The sequence below is a fragment of the Ruegeria sp. G5 genome, from assembly GCF_056533365.1.
Map to the genome: position 1 here is coordinate 404,300 of NZ_JBQFOK010000004.1, position 25,620 is coordinate 429,919.

The window sequence follows — 25,620 nt, forward strand, 5'->3', positions numbered from 1 at the left end:
TATGGAAACCACCATCCTCTTTGCCCCGCTGGTGGGCGCGTTGATCTGCGGTTTCGGCTGGCGGTTCATTGGTGAGAAAGCGGCCATGTGGACCGCAACGGGTCTGCTGTTTCTGGCCTGTCTGCTGTCTTGGATCGTGTTCTTTACTTTTGACGGTGTGACCCAACAGATCGAGATCATGCGCTGGATCGAGAGTGGCTCGCTGTCGACAAGCTGGGCCGTTCGTCTGGACCGCTTGACCGCGATCATGCTGATCGTGGTGACAACCGTCTCGGCGCTCGTGCACCTCTATTCCTTTGGCTACATGGATCACGACCCGCAATGGCGAGAGGGCGAGAGCTATAAGCCGCGTTTCTTCGCCTATCTGTCCTTCTTTACCTTCGCGATGCTCATGCTGGTGACGGCGGATAATCTGGTGCAGATGTTCTTTGGTTGGGAGGGCGTGGGTGTCGCCTCGTACCTGCTGATCGGGTTCTACTACCGCAAGCCGAGCGCCAATGCGGCGGCGATGAAAGCGTTCATCGTCAACCGTGTTGGCGACTTTGGCTTTGCGCTGGGTATTTTCGCACTGTTCTTCCTGACGGACAGCATCAACTTCTCGGACATTTTCGCTTCGGCCCCTGCTTTGGCCGAGGAAAAGCTGCACTTCTTGTGGGGTGAGTGGACCGCGATTGAGGTGATCTGCGTGCTGCTCTTCATCGGTGCGATGGGTAAATCGGCGCAGTTGATCCTGCACACCTGGTTGCCCGATGCGATGGAAGGCCCGACGCCCGTTTCGGCCCTGATCCACGCCGCGACCATGGTGACAGCGGGTGTGTTCCTAGTCTGCCGCATGTCGCCGCTGATGGAGTTCGCGCCGGGTGCGACCGGTTTCATCACCGTGCTGGGTGCCTCGACCGCTTTCTTTGCCGCTACCGTGGGTCTGGTTCAGACCGACATCAAGCGCGTCATCGCTTATTCGACCTGTTCGCAGTTGGGTTACATGTTCGTGGCTGCAGGTGTCGGCATGTATTCGGCGGCTATGTTCCATCTGTTCACGCACGCATTCTTCAAGGCGCTGTTGTTCCTTGGCGCGGGCTCGGTGATCCACGCCATGCATCACGAACAAGAGATGACCGAGTATGGCGGGCTGCGCAAAAAGATCCCCTATACGTTCTGGGCAATGATGATCGGGACGCTGGCGATTACCGGTGTGGGTATTCCGCTGACTCACTTCGGTTTTGCGGGCTTCCTGTCGAAAGACGCCATCATCGAGAGCGCCTATGCCGGAGGGTCATCCTATGGCTTCTGGTTGCTGGTTGTGGCGGCGGCGTTCACGTCCTTCTACAGCTGGCGTCTGATTTTCCTGACCTTCTATGGTGAGCCGCGCGGGGACAAGCATACGCATGACCACGCGCATGAAAGCCCGATGGTCATGCTGGTGCCGCTTGGCGTGCTGTCGCTGGGTGCGGTCTTTGCGGGCATGATCTGGTACGGCAATTTCTTCGGCCACGCGGATAAGGTCGGTAAGTTCTACGGCATTCCGGTGGCTGAGGCGTCGGAACATGCCGATCATGGTGCAGCCGACACGCATGGCGATGAAAACCACGCCGATGAAGGTCATGGCGACGACCACGCGGATGACGCCCATGGTGAGAAAGACGCCCACGGCGATCATCATTACGTTTTCGCGGGTGAGCCCGGCGAAGGTGCGTTGTACATGGCACCTGACAATCATGTTCTGGACGATGCGCATGCGGCCCCGAAATGGGTCAAGGTTTCGCCATTCATTGCAATGCTTTTGGGTTTTGCAGTGGCCTATTGGTTCTACATCGTGAACACGTCTCTGCCCGCGCGTCTGGCCGAGAACCAACGCCCGCTGTACTTGTTCCTCAAGAATAAGTGGTACTTTGATGAGATCTACAACGTGATCTTCGTTAAGCCCACAGTGGCGCTTGGCCGGTTCCTGTGGAAGCGCGGCGATGGAAACACCATCGACGGCTTCCTGAATGGTGTGGCTATGGGCGTTGTTCCCTTCTTCACCCGCCTCGCAGGCAAGGCGCAGACGGGCTATATCTTTACTTATGCCTTCTGGATGGTCTTGGGGATTGCAGCCCTTGTCACCTGGATGTCGATCGGCGGAGGCACGCACTAATGGATAATATCCTCTCGATCGTTACCTTCATCCCCGCTGTGGCGGCAGGCATTCTGGCTCTGTTCCTGCACGGCGATGACGACGCCGCGCAGCGCAACGCGAAATGGGTCGCGCTCGTTGCGACCTCGGTGACGTTCCTTGTCTCGATTGGCATCTACACGGGCTTCGATCCCTCGAACACCGGCTTCCAGATGGTGGAAGAGGGTGAGTGGCTGCTGGGCCTGAAATACAAGATGGGCGTGGATGGGATCAGCGTTCTGTTCGTGCTGCTGACCACTTTCATCATGCCGCTGACCATTCTTGCCAGCTGGAACGTGACGGACCGGGTCAAGGAATACATGATCGCCTTCCTGTTGCTGGAAACGCTGATGCTGGGCGTGTTCATGGCGCTGGATCTGGTGCTGTTCTACCTGTTCTTTGAGGCAGGTCTGATCCCGATGTTCCTGATCATCGGCATTTGGGGCGGCGCGAACCGGATTTACGCGAGCTTCAAGTTCTTCCTCTATACCTTCCTCGGTTCGGTGCTGATGCTAGTTGCGATGGTTGCCATGTACGCGGATGCGGGCACTACCGACATTGAGGCGCTGATGAGCCATCAGTTCTCGTCTGAGAGCTTTAGCGTGCTGGGCGTGTACGTTGTAGGCGGGATGCAGACGCTGATGTTCCTTGCGTTCTTCGCGTCCTTTGCGGTGAAGATGCCGATGTGGCCGGTCCATACTTGGTTGCCTGATGCACACGTTCAGGCCCCGACGGCGGGCTCAGTCGTGCTGGCGGCGATCCTGCTGAAAATGGGCGGCTATGGTTTCCTGCGGTTCAGCCTGCCGATGTTCCCTGTGGGTTCGGCTGTGATGACTGATCTGGTGTTGTGGATGTCAGCGATTGCGGTTGTCTACACCTCGCTTGTGGCGCTGGTGCAGGAGGATATGAAAAAGCTAATCGCTTATTCCTCGGTCGCGCATATGGGCTTTGTGACCATGGGCATTTTTGCTGCGAACCAGCAAGGGATCGATGGCGCGATCTTCCAAATGATCAGCCACGGCTTTATCTCTGCTGCGCTGTTCCTGTGTGTCGGTGTGATCTACGACCGCATGCATACGCGTGATATCGACGCTTATGGCGGTCTGGTCATTCGGATGCCGGCCTATGCATTGGTCTTCATGCTGTTTACCATGGCGAACGTGGGCCTGCCGGGCACGTCCGGGTTTATTGGCGAATTCCTGACACTGATGGGTGCCTTCCAGGTCAACACATGGGTAACGGCGGTGGCTGCAACCGGTGTGATCTTCTCTGCCGGGTATGCGCTGTGGCTGTACCGCCGGATCGTATTTGGCGACCTGATCAAGGAAAGCCTGAAGGCGATGACCGATATGAGCTCGCGCGAGCGGCTGGTGTTCGCGCCGTTGATCATCATGACGATCCTGTTGGGCGTATACCCGTCGCTGGTGACTGACGTCATCGGGGACTCGACCGCGGCACTGATTTCGAACTACGACACGGCTCTGGCCGCGGCTGAGGCCGTGACACAGACAGCCGCTTCGCATTAAGGGGGCTTTGGAGACATGATCCAAGCTGATCTGACAATCATCCTGCCAGAGATCGTTCTGGCCGTATATGCGATGGCGGCGCTGATCGGGGCTGTCTACACCTCGAAAGACGGGCTGGCCCCCGCGCTGGTTTGGGCGACCTCGGGCCTGATGGCGCTGTTGGCGATCTGGATTGCCACCAATGGCGATGGCGTAAACGTGGCCTTTAACGGCATGTTCGTGGATGACGGATTCTCGCGCTTTGCCAAGGTCGCTATTCTGCTATCTGCTGCGGCTGTTCTGCTGATGAGTCAGGATTACATGGCGCGTCGTGGGTTGTTGCGGTTTGAATACCCTTTGCTGGTGGCTCTGGCCGCCGTGGGTATGATGATGATGGTCAGCGCAGGCGATCTGATGTCCCTTTATATGGGGCTGGAGCTGCAATCGCTGGCGCTCTATGTCGTGGCGGCGCTGCGCCGTGACAGCGCGAAATCCACCGAGGCCGGTCTGAAATACTTCGTTCTGGGCGCGCTCAGCTCGGGTCTGCTGCTCTACGGTGCGTCGCTGGTGTACGGCTTTACCGGCACCACGCTGTTCTCGGGCATCATCCAGACTGTCCATCACGGAGACGTCTCGATTGGCCTGCTCTTCGGTCTGGTGTTCCTGATCTCTGGTCTGGCGTTCAAAGTCTCCGCCGTGCCATTCCACATGTGGACACCCGACGTTTACGAGGGTTCACCCACACCGATCACTGCGTTCTTTGCCACCGCGCCGAAGGTGGCTGCAATGGCCCTTTTCGCACGTCTGTTGCATGACGCATTTGGGGGTGTCGTGAAGGATTGGCAGCAGGTGATCGTTCTGCTCTCGGTTCTGTCGATGCTGTTGGGGGCCGTTGCCGCGATTGGCCAGCGCGATATCAAGCGACTGATGGCGTTTTCTTCGATTGCACATATGGGCTATGCTTTGATTGGTCTGGCAGCCGGTACGGAAATGGGCATCAAAGCGATGCTGATGTATCTTGCGATCTATGTGACCATGAATATCGGCACCTTTGCCTTCATCCTGATGATGGAGCGGGACGGCAAACCCGTCACCGATATCGACGCGCTGCGTCAGTATTCCAAACGTGACCCGGGTAAGGCTCTGGCCGTTCTGATCTTGATGTTCAGCCTTGCCGGCGTGCCGCCGATGCTGGGCTTTTTCGCCAAGTTCGGCGTCTGGCAGGCCGGTGTAAGCGCAGGTCTGACCGGATTAGTTATCGTTTCGGCAATCGCGTCCGTCATCGGTGCGTTCTATTACCTGCGGATCGTGTTCTACATGTATTTCGGAGCCGAGAACGAAGACCCGATCGAAACGCGTTCTACTCCGGTTCTCTGGGTGGCGTTGATGGGATCAGCGGCTTTGATGCTGATTGGCGTGTTCTACCAGTTTGGCGTGGAAGGTGCTGCGGCCGCAGCTGCGGCAACACTTGTCAACTGATACTGATGGAAACCAAGAATGGGGGCTCGGTCATTCGACCGGGCCTTTTTATCATGACTGAGTGGCCCGCCGGATATGGGTTGCACATCTTGCAGCAAGTCGACAGCACCCTGAACGAAGCTGCGCGGATCGCCCCAGCAGCACAGGGCCCGACCTGGATTATGGCGCATCATCAAACTGCCGCGCGTGGGCGTCGGGGCAGGGCTTGGGCCAACCCAAAAGGCAATCTGGCGGCTACATTGCTGATGCGACCAGACGGAGCACCCGAAGATGCCGCCCTGCGGAGTTTTGTTGCGGCTTTGGCTTTGTTTGACGCCTGTGTCTCCGTCACAGGTCGTGCGACTGGTCTGTCTCTTAAGTGGCCGAATGACGTTTTGCTGAACGGGGGGAAACTGGCCGGAATCCTCTTGGAAAGCACCGGGCAGGGCCGGGGCGTCACCCATCTTGCGATCGGGATAGGCGTGAACCTATCAGAAGCACCGCCCGCCCATGCCGTCGAAAAGGGCGCGGTTCGCCCGGTCTCACTGCTGTCCGAGACGGGTGCTCATGTAACGCCCGAGGATTTTCTGACTGAACTGGCTGCAGCCTACGTGAAGTATGAAACTCAGTTCTCGACCTACGGGTTCGAGCCTATCCGCGCGGCCTGGCTGGCGCGCGCCGCTCGGTTGGGTGAGGTTATTACCGCACGAACGGCATCCTCTGAAACTGTCGGAACCTTTGAAACGGTAGACGTATCTGGCAACCTTGTCTTAAACACCGCCAAAGGTCGCGTGAGCATACCAGCGGCGGAAGTGTATTTCTAAAGGGGGCGCAGATGCTTCTGGCGATAGATTGCGGTAACACGAACACTGTCTTTTCGATCTGGGACGGAGAGAACTTTCTGTGCACGTTGCGCACGTCGACACACCATTCCCGGACAGCAGATGCCTATTTTACCTGGTACTCGACGCTGGTGAAGCATTACGGGATCGAGGCTGATATTTCCGATGTCATCATAGCCTCGACCGTACCGCGTGTGGTGTTCAACCTGCGCATTTTCGCCGACCGTTTCTTTGGGTGTCGCCCGCTGGTGGTTGGCAAACCGGAATGTCTGCTGCCTGTCGCCCCTCGGGTGGATCAGGGCACCGTGCCCGGGCCGGACAGACTTGCCAATGCAGTTGGCGCATATGATCGGCACGGCGGAGATGTGGTTGTGGTCGATTTCGGAACGGCAACCAATTTTGATGTCGTGGCATCGGATGGGGCCTATGTCGGCGGCATCATCGCACCCGGCGTCAACCTGAGCCTTGAAGCCCTGCACCAAGGCGCGGCCGCGTTGCCGCATATCGACATCACGCGACCGGATAAAGTCATCGGCACGAATACGGTTGGCTGCATCCAATCAGGCGTGTATTGGGGGTATTCCGGTCTGATCGAGGGGCTGATCGCTCGGATCAGGGCGGAATATGGAATGCCGATGAAAGTCGTTGGAACCGGTGGGCTGGCCCCGCTGTTTGATCAGGCGGACGTTGGTTTTGACGTGATCGAAGATGATCTGACGATGCACGGTCTGACCGTGATAAATCAATACAATAAGGAAAATGGCTCCGCATGAGCAATGAACGACTAATTTATATGCCGCTGGGTGGAGCCGGCGAAATCGGAATGAATGCCTATGTCTACGGCTATGGAACGCCGGGCAAGGAACGGCTGATTCTGGTCGATCTGGGCGTGACATTTCCTGACATGGATACGACACCCGGCGTCGACTTGATCCACGCGGATATTTCATGGTTGCGCGAACGATCCGACCAGCTTGAGGCCGTGTTCATCACGCACGCGCATGAAGATCATGTCGGTGCCGTCGCCCATTGTTATGAAGCCTTGGGCGCCCCTGTCTACGCGCGCGCATTCACTGCCAATATCGCGCGCCGCAAGATGGAAGAGTATGGCCACCCCGAAGATGCTGTTCGCACCGCATCGGCGTGGCCCGAGCAAGTGTCGGCCGGGCCGTTCACGGTGGGCTTCCTGCCAGTTTCGCATTCGATTCCCGAAAGCGCTGCTTTGGTGATCGATACGCCCGAGGGGCGGATCGTACATTCCGGTGATTTCAAGTTGGATACCGATCCCGTTGTGGGTGAACCTTTCGACCCCGATTTGTGGTCGGAAGTCGCGAAACCGGGGGTCAAGGCGCTTGTGTGTGACAGTACAAACGTGTTCTCGCAACATGCCGGGCGTTCGGAATCCGAGGTCGGGCCAGAGATCACCAAGCTGGTCGCCGAAGCAGCCGGCATGGTTGTTGCCACGACCTTTGCGTCGAACGTTGCGCGAGTAAAGACATTGGCCGAGGCAGGTCAAAGGGCAGGGCGATCCGTTGTGTTGCTCGGGCGCGCCATGCGCCGAATGATCGAAGCGGCGACTGAAACCGGCATTCTGTCGGATTTCCCCAAGGTGATCAGCGCGGAAGAAGCATTGGACGTTCCGCGACAAAACCTGATGCTGATTGTGACCGGCAGTCAGGGCGAGCGTCGTGCGGCCAGCGCGCAGCTTGCACGCGGCAAGTATCGCGGTCTGGAGCTGAAAGAGGGCGACTTGTTCCTGTTCTCGTCAAAAACCATTCCGGGCAATGAGCGGGGCGTGATCTTCATCATGAACCAGCTGAGTGAAAAGGGCGTGGACGTGGTGGATGACAGCTCTGGTCTCTACCATGTATCGGGGCACGCGAACCGACCTGACCTTGAAAAAGTACATGCGCTGATTGACCCGCAGATGGTTATCCCAATGCACGGGGAACACAGGCATCTGCGCGAACATGCCAAATTGGCCGAAGCTGGCGGGCGGACGGGTATACTCGCCGTGAACGGCACGATGCTCGATCTCACCGGAAATGCACCGAGTGTTGTCGATTATGTCGAGACTGGGCGAACTTATCTGGATGGCACAGTCAAAGTCGGTGCCCTTGATGGTGTGGTGCGCGATCGTATCAGGATGGCGTTGAATGGCCATGTAACTGTCACCGTCATTCTGGACGAAGAAGATGAGCCCTTGGGTGAGCCCTGGTGCGATACGATGGGACTGCCTGAACTTGGATCATCCCGGGCGGCGCTGGTCGAGATTCTTGAAGAAGACCTCAATCAGTTTCTGATGCGGGCAGACGCGAAAACCCTTCGGGATGACGATAAGTTGGAAGAAGCACTGCGCCGTATCGTGCGCCAGACCGCAAAATCCGAGATCGGCAAAAAGCCCGAGGTCACGACGGTTATCAGTCGGATGAAGTAGCCGGACCGATCAGTCTGTCAGCGGCATCTGGTAGCCTTTGAGTTTGAAAAAAAGGCTTTCCTCATCCTTGTTCAAAAGGAAGGGGACAGATTTGGGTGGGGTAGGGTCGTCGACACGGGCGGCCACCTCGGCCAAGACGACTTCGGTGATAAAAGGCAAATCGAATTCGCGCGCGCGGTCGAGCGGGACCCATTGCAAATGCGACAACTCATCAGAGGCGCGCGAGAAATCATCCAGATCCATCTGTATCGCGGACGCATCCACCAGAAAGAATCGCGCATCGAAACGCCTCGGTCGGCCCGGAGGCGTCACGGCGCGAAACACGAACTGCAATTCCTCGGCCGAAGGACAAAAACCCAATTGTTCGAAGGCTTGCCAGTCTTCTGGGGCCTCGGTTGGCCACTTGCCGGGCTGACCCAGAATTAACCCCGTCTCTTCCCACAACTCTCGGATTGCGGCAGCGGCCAGCGCGTGTTGCAAACCCGGATCGGAACGCTCGGCCAAGCGGTCATGGCACAGTGATGACAGGCCGCTGGCCAAAGGTACCTGAGCGTCCGCTGGATCGACAGCGCCACCGGGAAAAACAAACTTATTGGGCATAAAGGCTGCTTTGGCGCCCCGTTGACCCATCAGAATGGAAGGTGATGTCATACGATCACGCAGGACGATAACGGTCGATGCGTTTCGAATTGCAGATTTATCTATCGTCATGAGCGCCCCCGCGTGATCTGCCGGGTTACTCGGATTTTTCGAAACCGTGCATACGCCGCGCCCACTGATACGCGACGACAGCTCCCTTGAGGCGTGGCAGCAGAAACAGCGACAGCGCAGTACAGCCAATCGCGAAAATCAGGAACATGGTCAGGGGCTCGGGCCGCCAATGAACATAGGACACATGCAGCGCAGGCGCGAGCAAGTGACCCACCAGAAGGATCGTCAGATAGGCCGGGCCGTCATCTGCACGGTGATGAAACAGCTCCTGACCGCAATTCGAACACGCGTCATTCACCTTCAGGTAGCTGTGCAGCAGCTTCCCTTCACCACACTTAGGACAGCGGCAGCGAAATCCTTTCACCAATGCGGGCCAGGTCTGGCGTTCGGTGTCCGCGTGCGTGTCAATTGTCTGATCTGTCATTGTGATACTCATGGGTTCTGGTCGGCGGATATTGCGCATGTTTTGTGCAACTTTAAAGGGGGGTGCGTCGCTTTGCACCGGCAAAGTTCGTGCAAAACTTTTTTGATTTCTCGCGACGGAAATCCGAAATAGCGCCGTTTGAACCTATGTGAGCAGCGGCGAATGAGCCGCAAAACAAAGGAAAACGATATGAAAAGCGCCAAATTCATCCCGGCCATCGTAATTGCGGCTGTGGCCGTTACGGGAACTTCTGTGTTGGCTGCAGGGCCACGCGATCGCGAACCTGTGACTTTCCAGGAACTGGACGCCAATAGTGATGGTCAGGTGACCAAAGAAGAAATGCAGGCCCATCGCAGCAAGCGCTTCACCGAGGCTGATGCTGATGGAGACGGGCAATTGACCGTCGAAGAAATGCAGGCGGCAGGCCAGAAAAAGGTAAATGACCGCGTGGCCAAGATGTTTGAAAAGCACGATGCCAACGCAGATGGCTTTCTAAGCCAGGATGAGTTGCCCAAACCGCGCCGTGCTGACAAGATGTTTGACCGTATCGACGCCGACAATGACGGGTCGATCTCGGAACAGGAGTTTGCCGATGCCAAGGCGAAAAGAGACCGCCACCACAAGAAACGGCCAGGTGCGGACTCTGACGATAGCTGACGCAGGATGGAGGATCTGACCTCCTCAACTGAGGATGCTCGCGGCGTATCCTGCGCCGCGAGCACGTCCAGCGATGATGCATTGCTGGGCCTGTTCGCGCGCGGGGATGCGACGGCGGCGCGTGTGCTGACGGATCGGCTGGGGCCACGGGCTTTTTCGGTTGCGATGCGAATGCTCGGCAACCGGGCAGAGGCCGAGGATATCACACAGGATGCGATGATGCGCCTGTGGAAAGCAGCACCGGATTGGGTCTCGGGGCAGGCGAAGGTGTCCACGTGGCTGTACCGTGTCACGATGAACCTTTGCGTTGATCATCTGAGGCGTCAAAAACCGGACCGGTTGGCTGATGTGCCAGAGCCCGAAGACGGGAAACGCACCGTAGCCGAACAAATGCAGGATGAGGCCCGTAGGGATGCTTTGCAGTCGGCCCTGGACCAATTGCCTGAACGTCAGCGGCAAGCCGTAATCTTGCGGCATATAGAAGAATTACCCAACCCCGAGATTGCCGGGGTTATGGGTGTTTCCGTAGAAGCGGTTGAAAGTTTGACCGCAAGAGGGAAGAGGACACTGGCCGCCTTGCTGGCCGGACGTCGGGAAGAACTGGGGTACGAAAATGACGGAAGATGAAAAGCATCTGGATGAACTTTTCGCGGCGGCGCGCCAACAGCGCCCTGATCTGTCGGACGATCTGGTCGTGCGTATTCAGACGGATGCCGAAACGATGCGTCTGGCGACTCTTGCATGCAAACCGCAGCCAAACCCGTCAGTTTGGACCCGTTTGGTGCGGGGTTTAGGGGGCTGGCAGGGTTTGGGCGGTCTGGTCACTGCCAGCGTTGTTGGCGTTTGGATTGGGTTTGCTGCGCCGGGCTTTCTACCGGACCCGGCGAACTACTTTTTTGATCCCGTCACAAGCATTGCCCTGGCAGATCTTGATGCATCTTATCTGGAGGACGCGGAATGAGCGACGCCCCCAAACCAAAACGTAGGTGGTTGCCGATCCTGCTGGCGATTTCGCTAGGTTTGAACCTTTTGATTGTCGGGGTCGCCGTGGGAACGGTTCTTCGCGTCAAGGGGGGCGATCATGCCAAAGCGCCCCCGGGATTTGGACTGGCCCTGTTCCGCGCCTTGCCAAAAGAGGATCGCAAAGCTTTCCGCAAAGAGCTGCCGGATCGGCATCGCTCCGGGTCAAAGCAGCGGGCGGAGGATTTCGCCGAACTTGACGCAGCCTTGCGCGCAGTTCCATTCGACCCAGAAGACGTTGCAGTGCTGCTGGCGCAGCAGGCTCAGCACCTGGCGGATCTGCAGTTGAATTTGCAAGAGAAATGGCTGGCTCGGGTTATCGCCATGAGCGACGCAGAACGCCAAACCTATGCGGACCGTTTGCAAGAAGTGGTGCGACGTGGTCCGCATGGTCGCAAAAAGAAGGACTGATGTGCTCAGGCCGCGTTCTGCCTGCATCTGACTTGGTTTCGCCCGGCCTTCTTTGCCGCGTACAGTGCTGTATCAGCTGACTTGATAAGATGATCCAATGGTGCGAGGCCAGACTGCGACGGCTCGGCCGCGATAAGTCCAACGCTGATTGTAACCGGAACAAATCCTGCGTTGTTGGGCAGCGCAAACGGTTTTTGCCGGATGCAATTACAAAGGGCCCGGGCAACAGTCAGCGCTTTTGCCTGTGTGGTCTCGGGCAGGCCGATCATGAATTCTTCTCCTCCGATCCGGGCTACGAATCCGTCTTCACCTATGGCGCGTTCCATTCTGGTGCCAACTTCGGTGAGTACGAGGTCACCCCCCGCGTGTCCGTATCGGTCGTTGATGGATTTGAAGTGGTCCAGATCAGCCAGCATGACAGCAAAGCCTTGCCCACATCGCGATGATTTTCGCGCTATCTGGTCCATCGCGCGCATGGCGTAACGGCGGTTGTGCAGGCCGGTCAGCGGATCAATCCACGACTCGGTAATCCTGCGTTGTAACGAATCCCGCATCCGATCCAGCTGGGTTTTTCGTTCGATCTGGGATTTGAGGCGCAGAGCAACCTCTTGTGCACAAAACCCCCCCATGCACACGGCATCCGCCCCACGGTCCAATGCCTCTGACGCGCGGTTCGCGTCGTGATCTTTCAACACAGCCAGCAGCACGGTGCGGCGTGTGGCACCGCGTGATTTCAGATCGGCGAGTATGCTCAGACTGGAAGGTTTTGATCCTACCTCAATCACGATGGCATCCGGGGCGGGGTCGGATAGCACCCCATGCAGGTTGGACATGCTATGCACTGCCATCTTGTGCCGTATTCTCGATTCCAGTGCGTTTTGCCACAGGCACCCTGTACGCGGCGATTGGGTCAGCAGAGCAACGCGCGCAGCTTTAGGCGGTGTTATCAGCCCCAATGCGGGTTCCGCGAAACCCAAAGGCTGAGAGGCTGTATCCAGTTTGAGGTCCTGTGCTTCGGCGCGCGCGCGTAGCAAGCTTCGAACCTGGGCCAATAGCAGCGTATCTTTGAACGGATGGACAAGCACGTCATCCAACCCTTCGGATAGTGCTTTCAGTCGCGCGCCTTTGTCGTTCTGAGCGGCGATGGCAACCACTGGTACATCCACCATATCCGGATCAGCGGCAACCAACCGTTTAACATCTAGCGCGGTTCCATCCGGCAGGTTTTGAGCGGTTAGGATCAGATCAGGTCGTGTGCGCCTGAGCAATCCGGCAAGCCCTTGCAATTTTTCACCTTGCACGACGTGATACCACGCTGCGGTCAGTTGAACCTTCAGCATGATGCGATTGGTCGAGGTCCCGTCTAGGACAAGGATGGTTCCCTGCACGGACATATCTGTCACCGTTGATTGCATGCGTTGCTAAAGTGTTTATGAGTCTGGTTAACAAACCCTTTCCAAGATCGAATCCGAGACCTCTTTATGCCGATCTCAGCCCAATCCGCCGAAACGCTTGCTTTGAATGTCTTGGGCTGGCTGGTCAGCAACGAGGAACTTTTACCCGTTTTCCTGGGGTCTACCGGTGCTTCGGCTCAGGACCTGAGGGACAGAGCGTCCGAGCCGGAATTTCTAACTTCGGTTCTTGAGTTTCTGCTGATGGACGATTCTTGGGTTGTCGAATTCTGTGATGCCAATTCCGTGCCTTATGACATGCCCAACCAGGCCCGAGCGATGTTGACGGGTGGCGCAGACGTCCACTGGACCTGAACTTTTACCCCGCAGGAGCTTGCAATGCCCATCAAAGCGATCCTTTTCGACAAGGACGGTACCTTGTTTGATTTTGCCGACACATGGGGCGCATTTGGGCGCAACACGCTGCTGCGACTGACGGATGGGGACGCGAACAAGGCGGCAAAGCTAGGTCGCGAGATTGGCTTCGACCTTGAGCAGTTGACCTATGCTGAGGATAGCATCGTCATTGCCGGAACTGTTGAGGAGGTGGCCGAAGTCTTAGCTCCGCATTTGCCGGACGTTCAGCTTGGTGATCTGATTGACCTGCTGAACGAAGAATCCGCTGTTGCACCGCAGGCACCTGCTGTGCCTTTGACCCCATTACTCACTGGTTTGAGGAAAATCGGGCTTAAGCTGGGGGTCGCCACGAATGACGGTGAAAAACCGGCGCTCGAGCATCTCGCGTCCGCAGGTATTCGTGACCATTTTGATTTTGTTGCCGGGTATGACAGTGGCCATGGCTTCAAACCGGGTCCGGGGCAGTTGCTGGCTTTTGCTGCGCATGTGGATTTAGCCCCCGAGCAGGTAGCGATGGTCGGTGACAGCCTCCACGACCTGCAAGCCGGACGCGCGGCCGGGATGAAAACGGTTGGTGTGCTGACAGGCCTGGCGCAGGCCGAGGATTTGGCCCCAATGGCTGATGTTGTCTTGCCCAACATAGGGCACATCCCCGACTGGCTTCGTGAAAACCGGTAGAGTTTGACCGGGATTCGACTGTTCGGAATAAAAAACCGACATAATGTGTCGCAGACAGAGCGGCCAGTTGCCCATGTTCGGGGCTTGCTCAGGTTTAAGCAAGCTCCAGGAGGGTCCCATGGCAGATACAAAATCGCGCAGACGTCGCAGCGGAGGGCGTGCCGGTGCCGCCGAACGTCGGGGCAGCGCCGTTATTGATCAGATGCCCTGGAACCCACCAATCAACATAGACAAACCCACCGAGCCGCTGGGCGCAGATGGGATTGAGGCAATTCACGAAGGGGCGATGCGTATCCTCGAAGAGATCGGGGTCGAGTTCTACAACGAAGAAGCTATCGGTATTCTTCGAGAGGCGGGTTGCACGATTGACGGCGACAATGTGCGGATGGGCCGCGATTTTGTTATGGAGATGGTTGCAAAGGCACCGTCCAGTTTCACGATCACGCCGCGCAATGAGAACCGCAAGATTGAGATTGGCGGTAAAAACCTGCTGTTCGGGAATGTCTCATCCCCGCCGAATTATTGGGATATGGAAATCGGCACCAAGGTGCCGGGCAACCGCGAAATGTGCCGGAATCTGCTTAAGTTGACTCAATATTTCAACTGTATCCACTTTGCTGGCGGATACCCGGTTGAGCCCGTCGATATCCATGCCAGCGTTCGACACCTGGACGTTCTGTATGACAAGCTGACCCTCACCGATAAGGCAATGCACGCTTATTCTTTGGGGAAAGAACGCGTCGAAGACGTGATGGAGATGGTGCGCATTGCAGGCGGGCTTAGTCATGAGGAATTTGAGTCCACGCCACGCATGTACACCAACATCAATTCGACATCGCCACTGAAACACGATCATCCGATGATTGACGGATGTCTGCGTTTGGCCCGTCGCGGACAGGCGATTGTGGTGACACCCTTTACCTTGGCAGGTGCGATGGCCCCCGTGACGATGGCGGGCGCCGTAGCGCAGTCCTTGGCCGAGGCATTATGCGCGATCGCCTTGTTTCAATATGTTCGACCGGGCATTCCCTGTGTAATCGGCACCTTTACGTCGAACGTGGATATGAAATCCGGAGCGCCAGCTTTTGGGACACCAGAGTATATGCGCTCGACCCAGATGACAGGCCAAATGGCGCGGTTTTACGGGTTGCCCATGCGATCCTCGGGCGTGTGCGCAGCCAATGTGCCGGACGGCCAGTCTGTTTGGGAAACGTCAAACTCGCTTTGGGCGGCGGTTCAATCGGGGACGAACATGGTGTACCACGCAGCCGGATGGCTGGAAGGGGGGCTTATCGCGAGCCCTGAGAAATTCATTATGGATTGTGAAGTTCTCCAGCAAATCCAGCGGTATATGCAGCCGGAAATCACAAACACGGGTCCTGATGAAATTGCACTGGATGCGATACGTGCTGTTGGAAACGACGGACACTTCTTTGGTATTCAGCACACGCAAGACCGGTACACTACGGCGTTCTATCAACCCTTTCTAAGTGATTGGAAAAACTTCGAGGGGTGGAACGTCGCAGGTGGGACTTGGACAGCAGAACGAGCGCATCACATGTTCAAGGAAATCATCACCAGTTTTGACCCTCCGGCAATTGATGACGGGATCCGCGACGAATTGGCCGACTTTGTCGCGCGCCGTAAAGCAGAAGGCGGGGCTCCGACGGATTTCTGACTTAAATTCAAAGTCTTCCGATAGGGTATTCGGTGCCTTTCAAGGCACTGGACTGGTCGTTTTGGTAATTTGTTAAGGTTTTTCGAGTCAGACTGCGCAGGAACGCTAGTCGAGGCACCTCATGCATGGTCTGATAAATCGAGCGGTACAGTCTTTTGTGTGCGCGACTTACGGGCAATCGTGCTGGCTTAGGGTGACAGAGACTGTGGGGCTTGGTTTTACCGAGTTCGAAGCCATGCTGATTTACGACCAGGATGTGACAACGCGTGTTCTGGACGGATTATGTTCTGAGTTGAAGCGACCACGGTCAGAAGTTCTTGAGGATCTCGGAACGTACCTGGTTTCACATCCTAACATGGAGGACCTGCGCCGCTTATTGCGCTTTGGAGGCGGAAGCTATGTGGAGTTTCTGCATTCTCTGGATGATCTGTCGGATCGGGTCAGGTTGGCGGTCTCGGACCTGCGCCTGCCGGTTCTGGAACTTCGGGAAGTGACGGCTTCGGAATACCAGCTGCATTGCTACCCTGGTTTACCGGGCTATGCGAGCGTTATGGTTGGCGTATTGCGGGCGCTGGCAGATGACTATGGCGCTTTGGCAATTCTGACCCATGAAGGCCGGCAAGGCACAGTCGAGGTGATTACCATCTTGTTGGTCGAAAGTGCCTTTGCCGAAGGCAGGCATTTCGAGCTGGGGGTCCGAAAGCCATGAAGGATTCGGTTGAGTTAGCGTGTCTGCTCAAGACGCTTTGCCCTATGTTCGTGCTGGTGGATCACACCGGGCGGATCACGGAAGTTGGGCCGACACTGCAAAAGCTTCGCCCCGATAGTCCGATGCAAGGGCAGAGTTTTCTGGACGTGTTCGAGCTGCTTCGCCCACGCAAGTTCACGACGGTATCCGCGTTGATGTCTGTGGCGGGCGCAAAGCTGCATCTGTCCCTGAGGGGAGAGCCGAGGACGGCGCTTAAAGGATTGGTCGCCCCTTTACCCGAGAGACAAGGGGCGGTGGTAAATCTGTCCTTTGGGATTTCGATCCTGGATGCCGTTCGCGACTATTCCCTGACCAGTGCCGATTTTTCGGGAACTGATTTGGCGATCGAGTTGCTGTATTTGGTTGAGGCCAAGTCTGCGGCGATGGAAGCATCCCGCTCGCTGAACTTGCGGCTACAAGGGGCAATGCTGGCGGCAGAAGAGCAAGCGCTAACCGACATGTTGACCGGGCTCAAGAACAGAAGAGCTATGGACACGCTGCTTGGGCATCTGATTTCGGGAGGCACCCCATTTGCCCTGATGCACCTGGATTTAGATTTCTTCAAGTCTGTCAACGACTTACACGGCCACGCTGCGGGCGATTTTGTCTTGCAGCAAGCGGCCCGCATCATGGTGGAAGAAACTCGCAACGATGACACTGTTGCCCGCATAGGCGGAGACGAATTCGTCATTATTTTTAGGGCGTTGGTGGATGAAGCTGTATTGTCGAACATCGCGTCACGTCTGATTGAAAGGCTGAAAACACCCATGGCCTTCGAAAACAAATCTTGCCAGATATCTGCCAGTGTCGGTACGGCCTTGTCCACGCAGTTTAAACCGCCCAAGGCCGCAGAACTTTTAAGCGCCGCAGATCAGGCCTTGTACGAGGCGAAAAGGATGGGCCGTTCCCGTCACTGCCTGTATTCAAGTTTAATCAAGCAAGGTGGGCTTCAAACGCCGCGGCAACTGTCGTCACAGTAACCTATCTGAAATGGAGCGCACCCCCTTAGCCAACTGTGTCAAACGCTTGCTGAAGCACTTTCGCGATATGGCGCTTTATGCCGGGCAGCTCACCAACAACTGGAAGAACGCGTCCTTCGAAATTGGCCTCTGCCAACTCGCTGGGGACGTCATCCAAAACATGTCCACCGGTACAGGCAAAGAACGGCAGGCAGAGGGCCTTTTTGCCCACGCCGTTCGCAGCTTCGGCTATCGATGGAGGTTCCTCTACAAAGCCCACGCGAATTGAATTGAATGCAATCTGTTTCCGCAGGTTGTCTGCAAATTCCGTTGCTACAGCCGAAGGATTGCGGCTACGGCCCGAGCCATGCGCCGCCAGAACCAGGGTTGTTTCATCAGGGTGCCATTTGCTTTCAGACAGCTCTGCCTCTAGTGCCCCACTCACCAAACTGGGCAGGTTTTCTTCCACGCCCAATGGGTCGAGGATCCGCAAAGCGGCACCGCCCAGACGCTTGGGCAGGGCGCTGGTAACAAACCAGCCCTTGGCCATAAACAAAGGATAGATCAAGGAACCGTCAGGCATATCTTTCAAGCAGGTCTCAAGCCTGCCCGGCGCGGCCAGCGTGGCGGAACCGACTGAAACACCTTCGCAAAGATCGTTAACCTCAGCCGCGTAGGCCGCCAGCGCGGCCTCGGCAGGTTCCGGGTCAGAAGGTTGACCATGGGCAACAATAAGAGCGTTAGGCATCTGTGGTTCCTGTGTGGTTTCCCGATAGGTGTGTTTAGAACCCGCGAAGTCAATCCGGTTGTCGAAAGATCAACCCAAAAGAGCCAGCCAGAGCCAGACTGTAAGGATCGACGTCGCGGTGCCAACCAGAACCGACGACGCGGCAACTCGTTTGGCCCGCCCGTACATGTTCGCGAATATATAGGCATTGAAACCGGGTGCCATGGCGGCGTTCAACACTCCGGATCGGAATAGATCCTGCGGTAGTCCCACTGTTGAGCCGAAAAGCCAGACCAGGCTGGGATGCAGCATCAGAGATACGGCACACACATAAGCAATCGTGCGCAAATCTCCTTCGGGTTTGTATTTGACCAACACACCACCCAGCGCAAACAACGCCCCGGGAAGCGCGGCGCGTGTAATAAGCCCCAGCGCTTCGTCCACGACTTCGGGTAATCCGAAGCCGGACAGGTTTACCAAAAAGCCCAACGCGATCCCCAGGATCAGGGCGTTGCGGAACATGGCGGACAGAACAGACCGAACCATGCGTGTGCCGCCATGGCCACGGTTGCGGATCACTTCCATAACGGTGATGCCGATACCGTAACAAAACGGAGAGTGGAAGGCGATGATCGCGTAGTTCCCCGTCAGACTTTCCGGGCCGTAAGCACGCTCGGTGATTGGCAGCCCTAGAAGAACTGAATTTGAGAACAGGCAGCAAAAGCCGATGGCGACGCAATCTTCCCATTCACGCTGAAAGATCAGGCGTGCGCCAAACAAACCCGCGCAAAAGCAAAGCCCGGCTGCTGTGTAAAAGCTGACCAAAAGCCGGGGATCAAAGCTTGCGCTGAGGTCCAGATTCGAGATCGCCAGAAATAGCAGACAGGGGATGGCGAAGCCCTGCGTGAATTTCATCAAGCCGTCGATATGGATTTCTTTGAAATACCCAAACCGGGTCGAGGCATAGCCAGCTCCGATCACAAGGAAGACGGGCAGGATGACGTCTATAAGACTTTGCAGCATATCAGCGCCTCACCGGTTCGTTCCGGGCGGAACGTGGTATGCTGGTGCAAAAACGCAGGGCCTTACAGAACCTGATGAATCACCATGCCGTCATAGGCAGGGGTGATGTAATCTGCAGTTTCGCTGTCGACCGTCGCATAATCGAGGTCGATATGCATATTCGTCAGGACAGCGTTTTTGGGTTGCAGCTTTTCGATCCATCCCAAGGTCTTTTCAAGATGCGCGTGGGTTGGATGTGGGGTCCGGCGCAGGGCGTCTATGACAAGACAATCCAGTCCTTCTAGCGCAGCCCATGCCTCATCATAAATTTCTGCCACATCTGGCAGGTAGGCGAGGCCACCCATGCGAAACCCAAGGGCGTCTATAGCGCCATGATTCACCTTGAATGGTTCAAAGGGAATTGGTCCGCCCGGGCCGGTGACTTCGAACGGGCCGCTGATGCTTTTGAGATCCAGGATCGGAGGGTATGGCGAGGTTTCCGGTTGGATAAACGCGTAACCAAAGCGACCCAGAAGATCGTTTTGCGTATCGCCGTCCGCCCAAACAGGAACCCGTTCGCGCATGTTGAACACGATCATGCGCAGGTCGTCGATGCCATGGACATGGTCTGCGTGCGAATGTGTGTAGACCACACCATCCAGTCGACCGGTGCCCGAATCCAACAGTTGGCTGCGCATATCCGGGGTGGTGTCGATCAAGACCGAAGTTGTGCCTTCTGGCCCATCCCGTTCGACCAGCATTGAACAACGCCTGCGAACGTTCTTTGGGTTTGTTGGATCGCACTCTCCCCAGTGTCCGCCCAGCCTTGGAACACCGCCGGAAGACCCGCAGCCCAAAATGGTGCAGCGCAGCGTGTTCATGCAGCGGCCTTATGAGCAGCGACTTTGGTGAACAACTGGTCAAAGTTCAGTTGAGTTTGGGCAGCGAAATCGGCGTATTCCATCCCGAACACCTCGGCACCTTTGCGTGCCGTGTGGGCCGTATACGCGGGTTCGTTGCGCTTTCCACGGTAGGGCGGAGGGGCCAGATAAGGCGCATCAGTTTCCACCAGAATACGATCAACCGGGGCAGCCGCAAATATATCGCGCAGTTCCTGACTTTTGGGGAAGGCCGCGATACCCGACATGGACAAGTAGAAACCTAAATCCAGCGCAGCCTTGGCCAGTTCTGCCGAAGAAGAAAAGCAATGCATCACGCAGGAGTAGGGCGCGTTGCGGTGCTCTGCGGTCAGTATGCGTGCCATGTCATCGTCTGCCGCGCGGGCATGGATGATCAGGGGCAAGCCGGTGCGCTGGGCGGCCTCGATATGGATACACAAGGACTGCTTTTGAACTTCGGCGCTGTCCGCTGTGTAGTGGTAATCCAGCCCGGTTTCGCCAATGCCCACGAACTTAGGGTGGCGGGACAAAGTCATCAACTCGTCGACCGTGGCCATGGGTTCATCTGCGGCGCTCATGGGGTGGGTGCCTGCGGCGTAAAACACAGGCGCGTGGGCTTCGGCGATGGCGCGCACCGTGGGTTCATTGCGCAAACGCGTGCAGATCGTGACCATTCGGGTCACACCAGCTTGGGTTGCGTTGGCAACGATCTGGTCCAGTTGGCCCTCGAAATCCGGAAAGTCCAGATGGCAATGGCTATCGGTAATCTGGGGCGTATCGCTCATCTGGTTTGACCGGCGGTTTCCTGTATCTTGAACACCGTATCTAGGACCAGAGCGGTAGGGTCAAGGTTCACTGCCTGACCATGTCGCGCGCGCGCTGTGATCAAGCTGGCGACTTCGGCCCATTTTCGCGCTTGTTGCGGCGATTGGGACAGGCGTGACAAGATTTCCGCTTCGTTGGGCGCTGCCTCGGGCAGCACAGGCGCACCCGTCGCACCTGTCAAAGCAAGGCGTGAAAGGGCCACGTCAATCAATGTCAGCAAAAGCTCGAAACGGTCCGCGGCACCGCGCTGGGCTGCCGCTTCGGCAAGAGCCAAAGCACGCTGCCGGTCCATGCGCGGCAGCGTGCCAAGGATGGCGATAAGCTCAGCATAAATCTCAAGCCCGCCCAAATTGATCAGGCGCACAGCATCGCCAACGGATCCGGCGGCAAGGGCTGCAAGATGGTCTGAGTCTCCGGACAGTTCGGCACCCGTCTGTGACAGGGCCTTTTGCATATCGTCGGGACCAAGAGGAGCCAACCGCAACGTGCGGCAACGCGATCGAATTGTCGGCAATAGGCGCGAAGGCTGGTGTGATACCAACAGCAGGGTGGTGCGGGCAGGGGGTTCTTCTAACATCTTCAGCAGGGCATTCGCCGCGCTGACATTCATCTCATCTGCGGAGTCTACGATAACGACACGTCGTCCACCGTCGGCCGAAGATAATCCAAAGAATTTGCCGAGTTTTCGAATGTCGTCCACCACGATTTCATTTCTCAACCGACCCTGATCATTCAAAGAGCGTGTGATCGCGGCCAGGCCGGGTTCAGCTCCGGCCTGAATGCGATGCGAAACCGGGTGCGCGGGATCGATCTCGAGTGTTTCTAATGGTGGAGGTGCGCCAAACAGTCCGGCATCGTCAGCAGGAGGCGTCGCCAGTAAAAAACGCGCAATCCGCCATGCCAATGTCGCCTTGCCGACACCCTTCGGGCCGCTTATCAACCAACCATGATGCAGCCGATCAGAGTTATACGCGTCCAGAAACGCAGATTCCGCAGCGGATTGTCCATACAGATGCCGCGTTTCGCGCGGATGGGGGGCGCCTGGCGCCTGATCCGGGGTTGGAGTGTCGTCGTTCATAAATCGTCAATCACAAGGCTTGCACGACGATATCTGTCACATCACGGGCCACGCTGTCCATGTCGCGGTTGCCGTCTATAACCCGAAACCTGTCCGAAAACTCATCTGCCAAAGCCAGAAAACCGGCCCGCATTTTCTGTTGCAGGTCCAGACCAAAATCCTCGAACCGTTCTTCGGTCCCCTGACGCCCTTTGGCACGGGACAGACCGATTTCAGGGTCCATGTCGATCAGTATCGTCAAATCCGGTTCGCGACCGATCATCAAAGACTGCAACTGGTCGACTAAGCCGCGTAAGTCACCCCGCGAAAGTCCCTGATACATCCGGGTGCTATCGGCGAACCTGTCACAAATCACGACTTTCCCTGCTTTCAGCGCGGGTTCAATCGTTCGTTCCAGATGATCGCGGCGCGCGGCAGTGAACAGCAAAATCTCGGTCTCGGCTGACCAGCGATCCGGGTCACCTTCCAAAACCAGCCTGCGAATTTCTTCGGCCCCGGGGGACCCGCCCGGTTCACGTGTCAGGACAACATCGCGCCCCGAGCTTTTCAGGTGATCGGCAAGAAGACGGGCTTGGGAGGATTTTCCTGAACCGTCAATGCCTTCAAAAGTCAGAAACACTCCGGGTCTCGTCACAATGCGTCCAGAGGATTGCCGATCACATCGGTCAGAACGATGCCGCCCACGGTCATCATCCGTACGACAAAACCGCCGGTCTCAACACTCTCAGCGGCCACCAAGGGGCGGCGGATTTCGGGCAAACCTTCTGGCCTGATCACCAGTTCAGCCAGTTGCTGACCTTTGGCGATCGGTGCGTTGACTGGTCCGTCATAGACCACTTCGGCCTCGACATTCTGATCACCCAGAACAGGCAACAGGATGTTCAGATCACCCTCGGGCACCAGCCCGACGGTTTTCTGGGCACCCATCCAGACTTTGGCTTGGGCTATTGGCGCGTCCGCGTTGGCAATTGTCCTCTCGACAAAATTTCGAAACGACCAGTTAACGACGGACTCAGCCTCCTCTGCTCGGGTGCCAGTGCTGTCCAGACCTGTGAGAACAAAGATCACACGCCGATCACCCTGCTTTGCAGAGCCTACAAGGCCATAGCCCGCCTCTTGAGTATGGCCGGTCTTCAGGCCGTCTGCACCAATCCCAAGCTTTAGCAGCGGGTTTCGGTTACGTTTGTTTGCTGGCGCGCGACCGTCGAATTCAAATTCCTCTTCTGCGAACAGAGGGTAATATTCGGGAAAATCCGTAATCAGGCGGTCCGCAAGAACGGCCAGATCATGTACGGACATCATATGTCCGGCAGCTGGCCAGCCGTTCGAGTTTGCAAAGTTGGACTGGTTCATACCCAACTGCTTTGCGCGCTGGGTCATGAAGCGTGCAAAACCGGCCTCGGTTCCGTCCGGGCTGAGTGCCTCGGCAATCACGACACAGGCATCATTGCCCGACAGCACGATAATTCCGCGCAACAAATCTTCGACCCGAACGCGGTCTTGCGTGTTCAGGAACATCGTCGAGCCACCATAGCTCATGGCGTGTTCCGACACCGGAAGGGTTTCATCCAGCGTCAAACGGCCATCGCGCAGCGCCTCGAAAGCAACGTAAAGCGTCATGAGCTTGGACATCGAGGCCGGGGGCAGGGGTTGATCGGCTTCTTTTGACAGCAACACTGTGCCCGTCGTCTGGTCCATCACATATGCCGCACGAGCTGTCGTATCGAACGCATAGGCTGGCAAAGTCGTCAGAGCAAAAGCCAGAGTTAGAGCGGATGATCGCAAAGTGGATAGCACTTAGACCTCCTGTTTTATCAGTTTTTTACGACAAAGGCGTCAGAAAAGCCCAGGTCTTTGACATCACGTTGCAGTGCGCTTCGTTCACCTCGGGTGTCGGCGGGGCCGACAAGGACCCTCCAGACCGACTTGTCATCTGTTTTCAACTCACGCACTTCGGCAGACATTCCATTCCGGCGGATTTTGTCAGCAGCGCTGTTTGCGTTTGCTTCGACGCTAAACGTCCCCACCTGCACGTAGGGTTTGGAGATCGATGCTGATGCAGGTTCGGCCGAGGCTGGGGTGCTGGCCGGAGTAGGCTCAGCGGCGTCTATCGCAGCTGCAGCACCTGCAATCGGGTCAAGCTGTGTGGCCGTGATTTCATCGCTCGATTTTTTCTGCCACCACTTCCGTTTTGACGTGTTCTCGGCAGGTGGAGTCACTTCTGGGTCTGTCAGAGCCGCCGTAGTGGCAACTTCGGCGGTGGTTTCCACCACTTCCTCGGCGGCGTCCGTTGTCGCTTCGGCTGCAGCACCGGCAGCAACCGCAGCAGCGCCAGCCGCTGCTACCGCAGGTTCTTTCTTTTGCCACCATTTGCGTTTTGGTGTTTCCTCTGCCTCCGCCTCGGCCGCTTCTGTTTCGGGCTGATCGCTGGCTTCGGCAGTCTGGCTCGGCTCGGGCTCAGGCTCGGGGGTTGCTTCAGGTGCGGCTGGTTCCGGTTCAGGCTCTACCGGTTTGCGGCGCAATGCGACCACTTCCACCTTTGTTGGGGATCCGGCCAGTATACCCAGGCGCGCCGCTGCTTCGGACGACAACTGCAATGCGGGTCCGGGCAAGTTTCTCTCACGCCGGAACAAGGCTCCGGTAACCGTTTTATTGTTCGCCGCATTCTTGATACGGACGCGTTCGGGTTGTGTCACGTCAGGATGTGCCACCCAAATACCGCCCAGAGAAGGACGACCATCCCATAGCCCGGCTTCGTCCAGTGCAAAAACCTCAGGGGCCTCGACGTCGTCGCGTGGATTGCCGGTTGCCTCGGGGAAGATTTCGACTTTGCCGTCGTCCACGGTGCCTTCGGTTGCAGCTTCTGCAGAAGTATTTTCCGGCGAGAGCGTTTCGTCGCAGCCCACCAATACCGCCGAAACCACAGCCATAACCACCAAAGCTCGCGGTTTTGCGCCTGTCTCAGTCGCTCGCTTCATTTTCTCATCCCTTGCCTGTAAGGGGCTTCGTTCTCCGAACCCCACCGCCGAATGCCAGTTCTGAATTGCCAGCCTGATACGGTTTTCAACGCAATCATAGCCTGAGCGATGTGTCATGGAAAGACTACAGCGCGGTGTTCGGCAAGATTTCCCTATTTGGACTTGCCACCGGTTTCGGTTGGCCTTAGACCCGGCATCAACGGGGAGGTGGCAGAGTGGTCGAATGCGGCGGTCTTGAAAACCGTTGAACGTGAGAGCGTTCCCAGGGTTCGAATCCCTGTCTCCCCGCCACTCATACCCGTCTCAATCCAGTTGTATTTTCTGACCCGGAATTGTTCCGCAATTCCCGTGCGTTGGCGCGTGCACTTTCAATCAGAGACGGAGCAGATCGTACACTCAGAGCGCGGTCTTGTCAGAAGAACTTGGGTTGAGCGGTGCAGGGGTGTTGCGTAGCTTTATGTCCATGACTAAACCTGCCTCCTTCAAGTACTTCAAAACCAGCCCCGAGATCATCCGCCTTGCGGTGATGTTATACATCCGTTTCCCGCTCTCGCTCCGGAATGTCGAAGATCTGTTGCACGAGCGAGGCATCGATGTGAGCCACGAAACTGTCCGATATTGGT

At 56.9% G+C, this 25,620-nt stretch carries 26 protein-coding genes, 1 tRNA gene and 1 pseudogene; 17 read left to right on the forward strand and 11 right to left on the reverse strand.

Translation table 11 applies throughout. From position 1 onward, the window contains the following. Position 1: 1 nt before the first annotated feature. The 6 genes from nuoL to ACR0BD_RS10105 are packed head-to-tail and all read left to right on the forward strand — an operon-like array spanning position 2 to position 8,394. Positions 2–2,134, forward strand: coding sequence for an NADH-quinone oxidoreductase subunit L (gene nuoL, locus ACR0BD_RS10080; protein WP_480830198.1), 2,133 nt, complete (start codon positions 2–4; stop codon positions 2,132–2,134). After that, on the forward strand, positions 2,134–3,678 hold the full coding sequence (locus tag ACR0BD_RS10085) for an NADH-quinone oxidoreductase subunit M (protein WP_480830199.1): 1,545 nt from the start codon (positions 2,134–2,136) through the stop codon (positions 3,676–3,678). Before nuoL ends, ACR0BD_RS10085 begins: the two co-directional genes overlap by 1 nt. Before the next feature lie 15 nt (positions 3,679–3,693). Next, complete coding sequence (gene nuoN, locus ACR0BD_RS10090) at positions 3,694–5,136, forward strand: NADH-quinone oxidoreductase subunit NuoN (RefSeq protein ID WP_480830200.1); 1,443 nt, start codon at positions 3,694–3,696, stop codon at positions 5,134–5,136. A gap of 53 nt (positions 5,137–5,189) precedes the next feature. Further along, positions 5,190–5,939: a biotin--[acetyl-CoA-carboxylase] ligase gene (locus ACR0BD_RS10095; RefSeq protein ID WP_480830232.1), complete on the forward strand. Its 750-nt coding sequence runs from the start codon at positions 5,190–5,192 to the stop codon at positions 5,937–5,939. Positions 5,940–5,950: 11 nt separating this feature from the next. Beyond that, entirely contained in the window at positions 5,951–6,730 is a 780-nt protein-coding gene (locus ACR0BD_RS10100; RefSeq protein ID WP_480695967.1) for a type III pantothenate kinase, read from the forward strand. Beyond that, complete coding sequence (locus ACR0BD_RS10105) at positions 6,727–8,394, forward strand: ribonuclease J (protein ID WP_480830201.1); 1,668 nt, start codon at positions 6,727–6,729, stop codon at positions 8,392–8,394. The genes ACR0BD_RS10100 and ACR0BD_RS10105 overlap by 4 nt, the downstream gene beginning before the upstream one ends. 9 nt (positions 8,395–8,403) lie before the next feature. Here the strand turns inward: ACR0BD_RS10105 and ACR0BD_RS10110 are convergent, their stop codons facing one another. Beyond that, positions 8,404–9,105 carry an NUDIX hydrolase gene (locus ACR0BD_RS10110; RefSeq protein ID WP_480830202.1) on the reverse strand — a complete coding sequence of 234 codons (702 nt, stop codon included), beginning with the start codon at positions 9,103–9,105 and terminating at the stop codon, positions 8,404–8,406. 25 nt (positions 9,106–9,130) lie between these two features. Next, the gene (locus ACR0BD_RS10115) at positions 9,131–9,529 is read right to left on the reverse strand and encodes a DUF983 domain-containing protein (RefSeq protein ID WP_480830203.1); all 399 of its coding nucleotides are present in this window, start codon (positions 9,527–9,529) and stop codon (positions 9,131–9,133) included. 162 nt (positions 9,530–9,691) lie between these two features. Here ACR0BD_RS10115 and ACR0BD_RS10120 point away from each other — a divergent pair, with 162 nt between their 5' ends. The 4 genes from ACR0BD_RS10120 to ACR0BD_RS10135 are packed head-to-tail and all read left to right on the forward strand — an operon-like array spanning position 9,692 to position 11,617. Beyond that, entirely contained in the window at positions 9,692–10,186 is a 495-nt protein-coding gene (locus tag ACR0BD_RS10120; protein WP_480830204.1) for an EF-hand domain-containing protein, read from the forward strand. Positions 10,187–10,192: 6 nt separating this feature from the next. Then, positions 10,193–10,813, forward strand: a complete 621-nt coding sequence (locus ACR0BD_RS10125) for an RNA polymerase sigma factor (protein WP_480830205.1) — start codon at positions 10,193–10,195, stop codon at positions 10,811–10,813. Then, positions 10,800–11,147: a hypothetical protein gene (locus ACR0BD_RS10130; protein ID WP_480830206.1), complete on the forward strand. Its 348-nt coding sequence runs from the start codon at positions 10,800–10,802 to the stop codon at positions 11,145–11,147. The genes ACR0BD_RS10125 and ACR0BD_RS10130 overlap by 14 nt, the downstream gene beginning before the upstream one ends. Then, positions 11,144–11,617 (forward strand): periplasmic heavy metal sensor, encoded by a 474-nt coding sequence (locus ACR0BD_RS10135; protein ID WP_480830207.1) that lies wholly within the window; start codon positions 11,144–11,146, stop codon positions 11,615–11,617. Before ACR0BD_RS10130 ends, ACR0BD_RS10135 begins: the two co-directional genes overlap by 4 nt. A 5-nt stretch (positions 11,618–11,622) precedes the next feature. Here the strand turns inward: ACR0BD_RS10135 and ACR0BD_RS10140 are convergent, their stop codons facing one another. Next, positions 11,623–13,032 carry a diguanylate cyclase gene (locus ACR0BD_RS10140; protein WP_480830208.1) on the reverse strand — a complete coding sequence of 470 codons (1,410 nt, stop codon included), beginning with the start codon at positions 13,030–13,032 and terminating at the stop codon, positions 11,623–11,625. A 66-nt stretch (positions 13,033–13,098) separates the two neighbouring features. On the opposite strand from ACR0BD_RS10140, the gene ACR0BD_RS10145 reads away from it, so the two are divergent. The 5 genes from ACR0BD_RS10145 (at position 13,099) to ACR0BD_RS10165 (ending at position 17,509) form a co-directional block, all read left to right on the forward strand. After that, positions 13,099–13,383: a DUF3572 domain-containing protein gene (locus ACR0BD_RS10145; protein ID WP_480695951.1), complete on the forward strand. Its 285-nt coding sequence runs from the start codon at positions 13,099–13,101 to the stop codon at positions 13,381–13,383. Between the two features lie 24 nt (positions 13,384–13,407). Beyond that, positions 13,408–14,103: an HAD family hydrolase gene (locus tag ACR0BD_RS10150; protein WP_480830209.1), complete on the forward strand. Its 696-nt coding sequence runs from the start codon at positions 13,408–13,410 to the stop codon at positions 14,101–14,103. Between the two features lie 118 nt (positions 14,104–14,221). Continuing rightward, entirely contained in the window at positions 14,222–15,781 is a 1,560-nt protein-coding gene (locus ACR0BD_RS10155; protein ID WP_480830210.1) for a trimethylamine methyltransferase family protein, read from the forward strand. A 121-nt stretch (positions 15,782–15,902) separates the two neighbouring features. Next, entirely contained in the window at positions 15,903–16,490 is a 588-nt protein-coding gene (locus tag ACR0BD_RS10160; protein ID WP_480830211.1) for a heme NO-binding domain-containing protein, read from the forward strand. Further along, complete coding sequence (locus ACR0BD_RS10165; protein WP_480830212.1) at positions 16,487–17,509, forward strand: GGDEF domain-containing protein; 1,023 nt, start codon at positions 16,487–16,489, stop codon at positions 17,507–17,509. The genes ACR0BD_RS10160 and ACR0BD_RS10165 overlap by 4 nt, the downstream gene beginning before the upstream one ends. Positions 17,510–17,534: 25 nt before the next feature. Here the strand turns inward: ACR0BD_RS10165 and ACR0BD_RS10170 are convergent, their stop codons facing one another. The 8 genes from ACR0BD_RS10170 to ACR0BD_RS10205 all read right to left on the reverse strand — a co-directional run bounded on the left by ACR0BD_RS10170 (position 17,535) and on the right by ACR0BD_RS10205 (position 25,114). Then, positions 17,535–18,236 (reverse strand): sirohydrochlorin chelatase, encoded by a 702-nt coding sequence (locus ACR0BD_RS10170; RefSeq protein WP_480830213.1) that lies wholly within the window; start codon positions 18,234–18,236, stop codon positions 17,535–17,537. A 69-nt stretch (positions 18,237–18,305) separates the two neighbouring features. Then, the gene (locus ACR0BD_RS10175) at positions 18,306–19,238 is read right to left on the reverse strand and encodes an AEC family transporter (protein WP_480830214.1); all 933 of its coding nucleotides are present in this window, start codon (positions 19,236–19,238) and stop codon (positions 18,306–18,308) included. A 62-nt stretch (positions 19,239–19,300) separates the two neighbouring features. Then, positions 19,301–20,098, reverse strand: a complete 798-nt coding sequence (locus ACR0BD_RS10180) for an MBL fold metallo-hydrolase (protein WP_480695937.1) — start codon at positions 20,096–20,098, stop codon at positions 19,301–19,303. Then, positions 20,095–20,901, reverse strand: coding sequence for a TatD family hydrolase (locus ACR0BD_RS10185; protein ID WP_480830215.1), 807 nt, complete (start codon positions 20,899–20,901; stop codon positions 20,095–20,097). Before ACR0BD_RS10185 ends, ACR0BD_RS10180 begins: the two co-directional genes overlap by 4 nt. Next, positions 20,898–22,019 (reverse strand): DNA polymerase III subunit delta', encoded by a 1,122-nt coding sequence (locus tag ACR0BD_RS10190; protein ID WP_480830216.1) that lies wholly within the window; start codon positions 22,017–22,019, stop codon positions 20,898–20,900. Before ACR0BD_RS10190 ends, ACR0BD_RS10185 begins: the two co-directional genes overlap by 4 nt. 10 nt (positions 22,020–22,029) lie before the next feature. Continuing rightward, positions 22,030–22,653, reverse strand: coding sequence for a dTMP kinase (gene tmk / locus ACR0BD_RS10195; RefSeq protein WP_480830217.1), 624 nt, complete (start codon positions 22,651–22,653; stop codon positions 22,030–22,032). After that, positions 22,650–23,816, reverse strand: a complete 1,167-nt coding sequence (locus ACR0BD_RS10200) for a D-alanyl-D-alanine carboxypeptidase family protein (protein WP_480830218.1) — start codon at positions 23,814–23,816, stop codon at positions 22,650–22,652. The genes tmk and ACR0BD_RS10200 overlap by 4 nt, the downstream gene beginning before the upstream one ends. A 17-nt stretch (positions 23,817–23,833) precedes the next feature. Next, on the reverse strand, positions 23,834–25,114 hold the full coding sequence (locus tag ACR0BD_RS10205; RefSeq protein ID WP_480830219.1) for an SPOR domain-containing protein: 1,281 nt from the start codon (positions 25,112–25,114) through the stop codon (positions 23,834–23,836). A gap of 84 nt (positions 25,115–25,198) precedes the next feature. Here ACR0BD_RS10205 and ACR0BD_RS10210 point away from each other — a divergent pair. Next, a tRNA-Ser gene (locus ACR0BD_RS10210) sits at positions 25,199–25,288 on the forward strand. Positions 25,289–25,460: 172 nt separating this feature from the next. After that, positions 25,461–25,620: pseudogene (locus tag ACR0BD_RS10215) on the forward strand (IS6 family transposase); the annotation flags it as partial.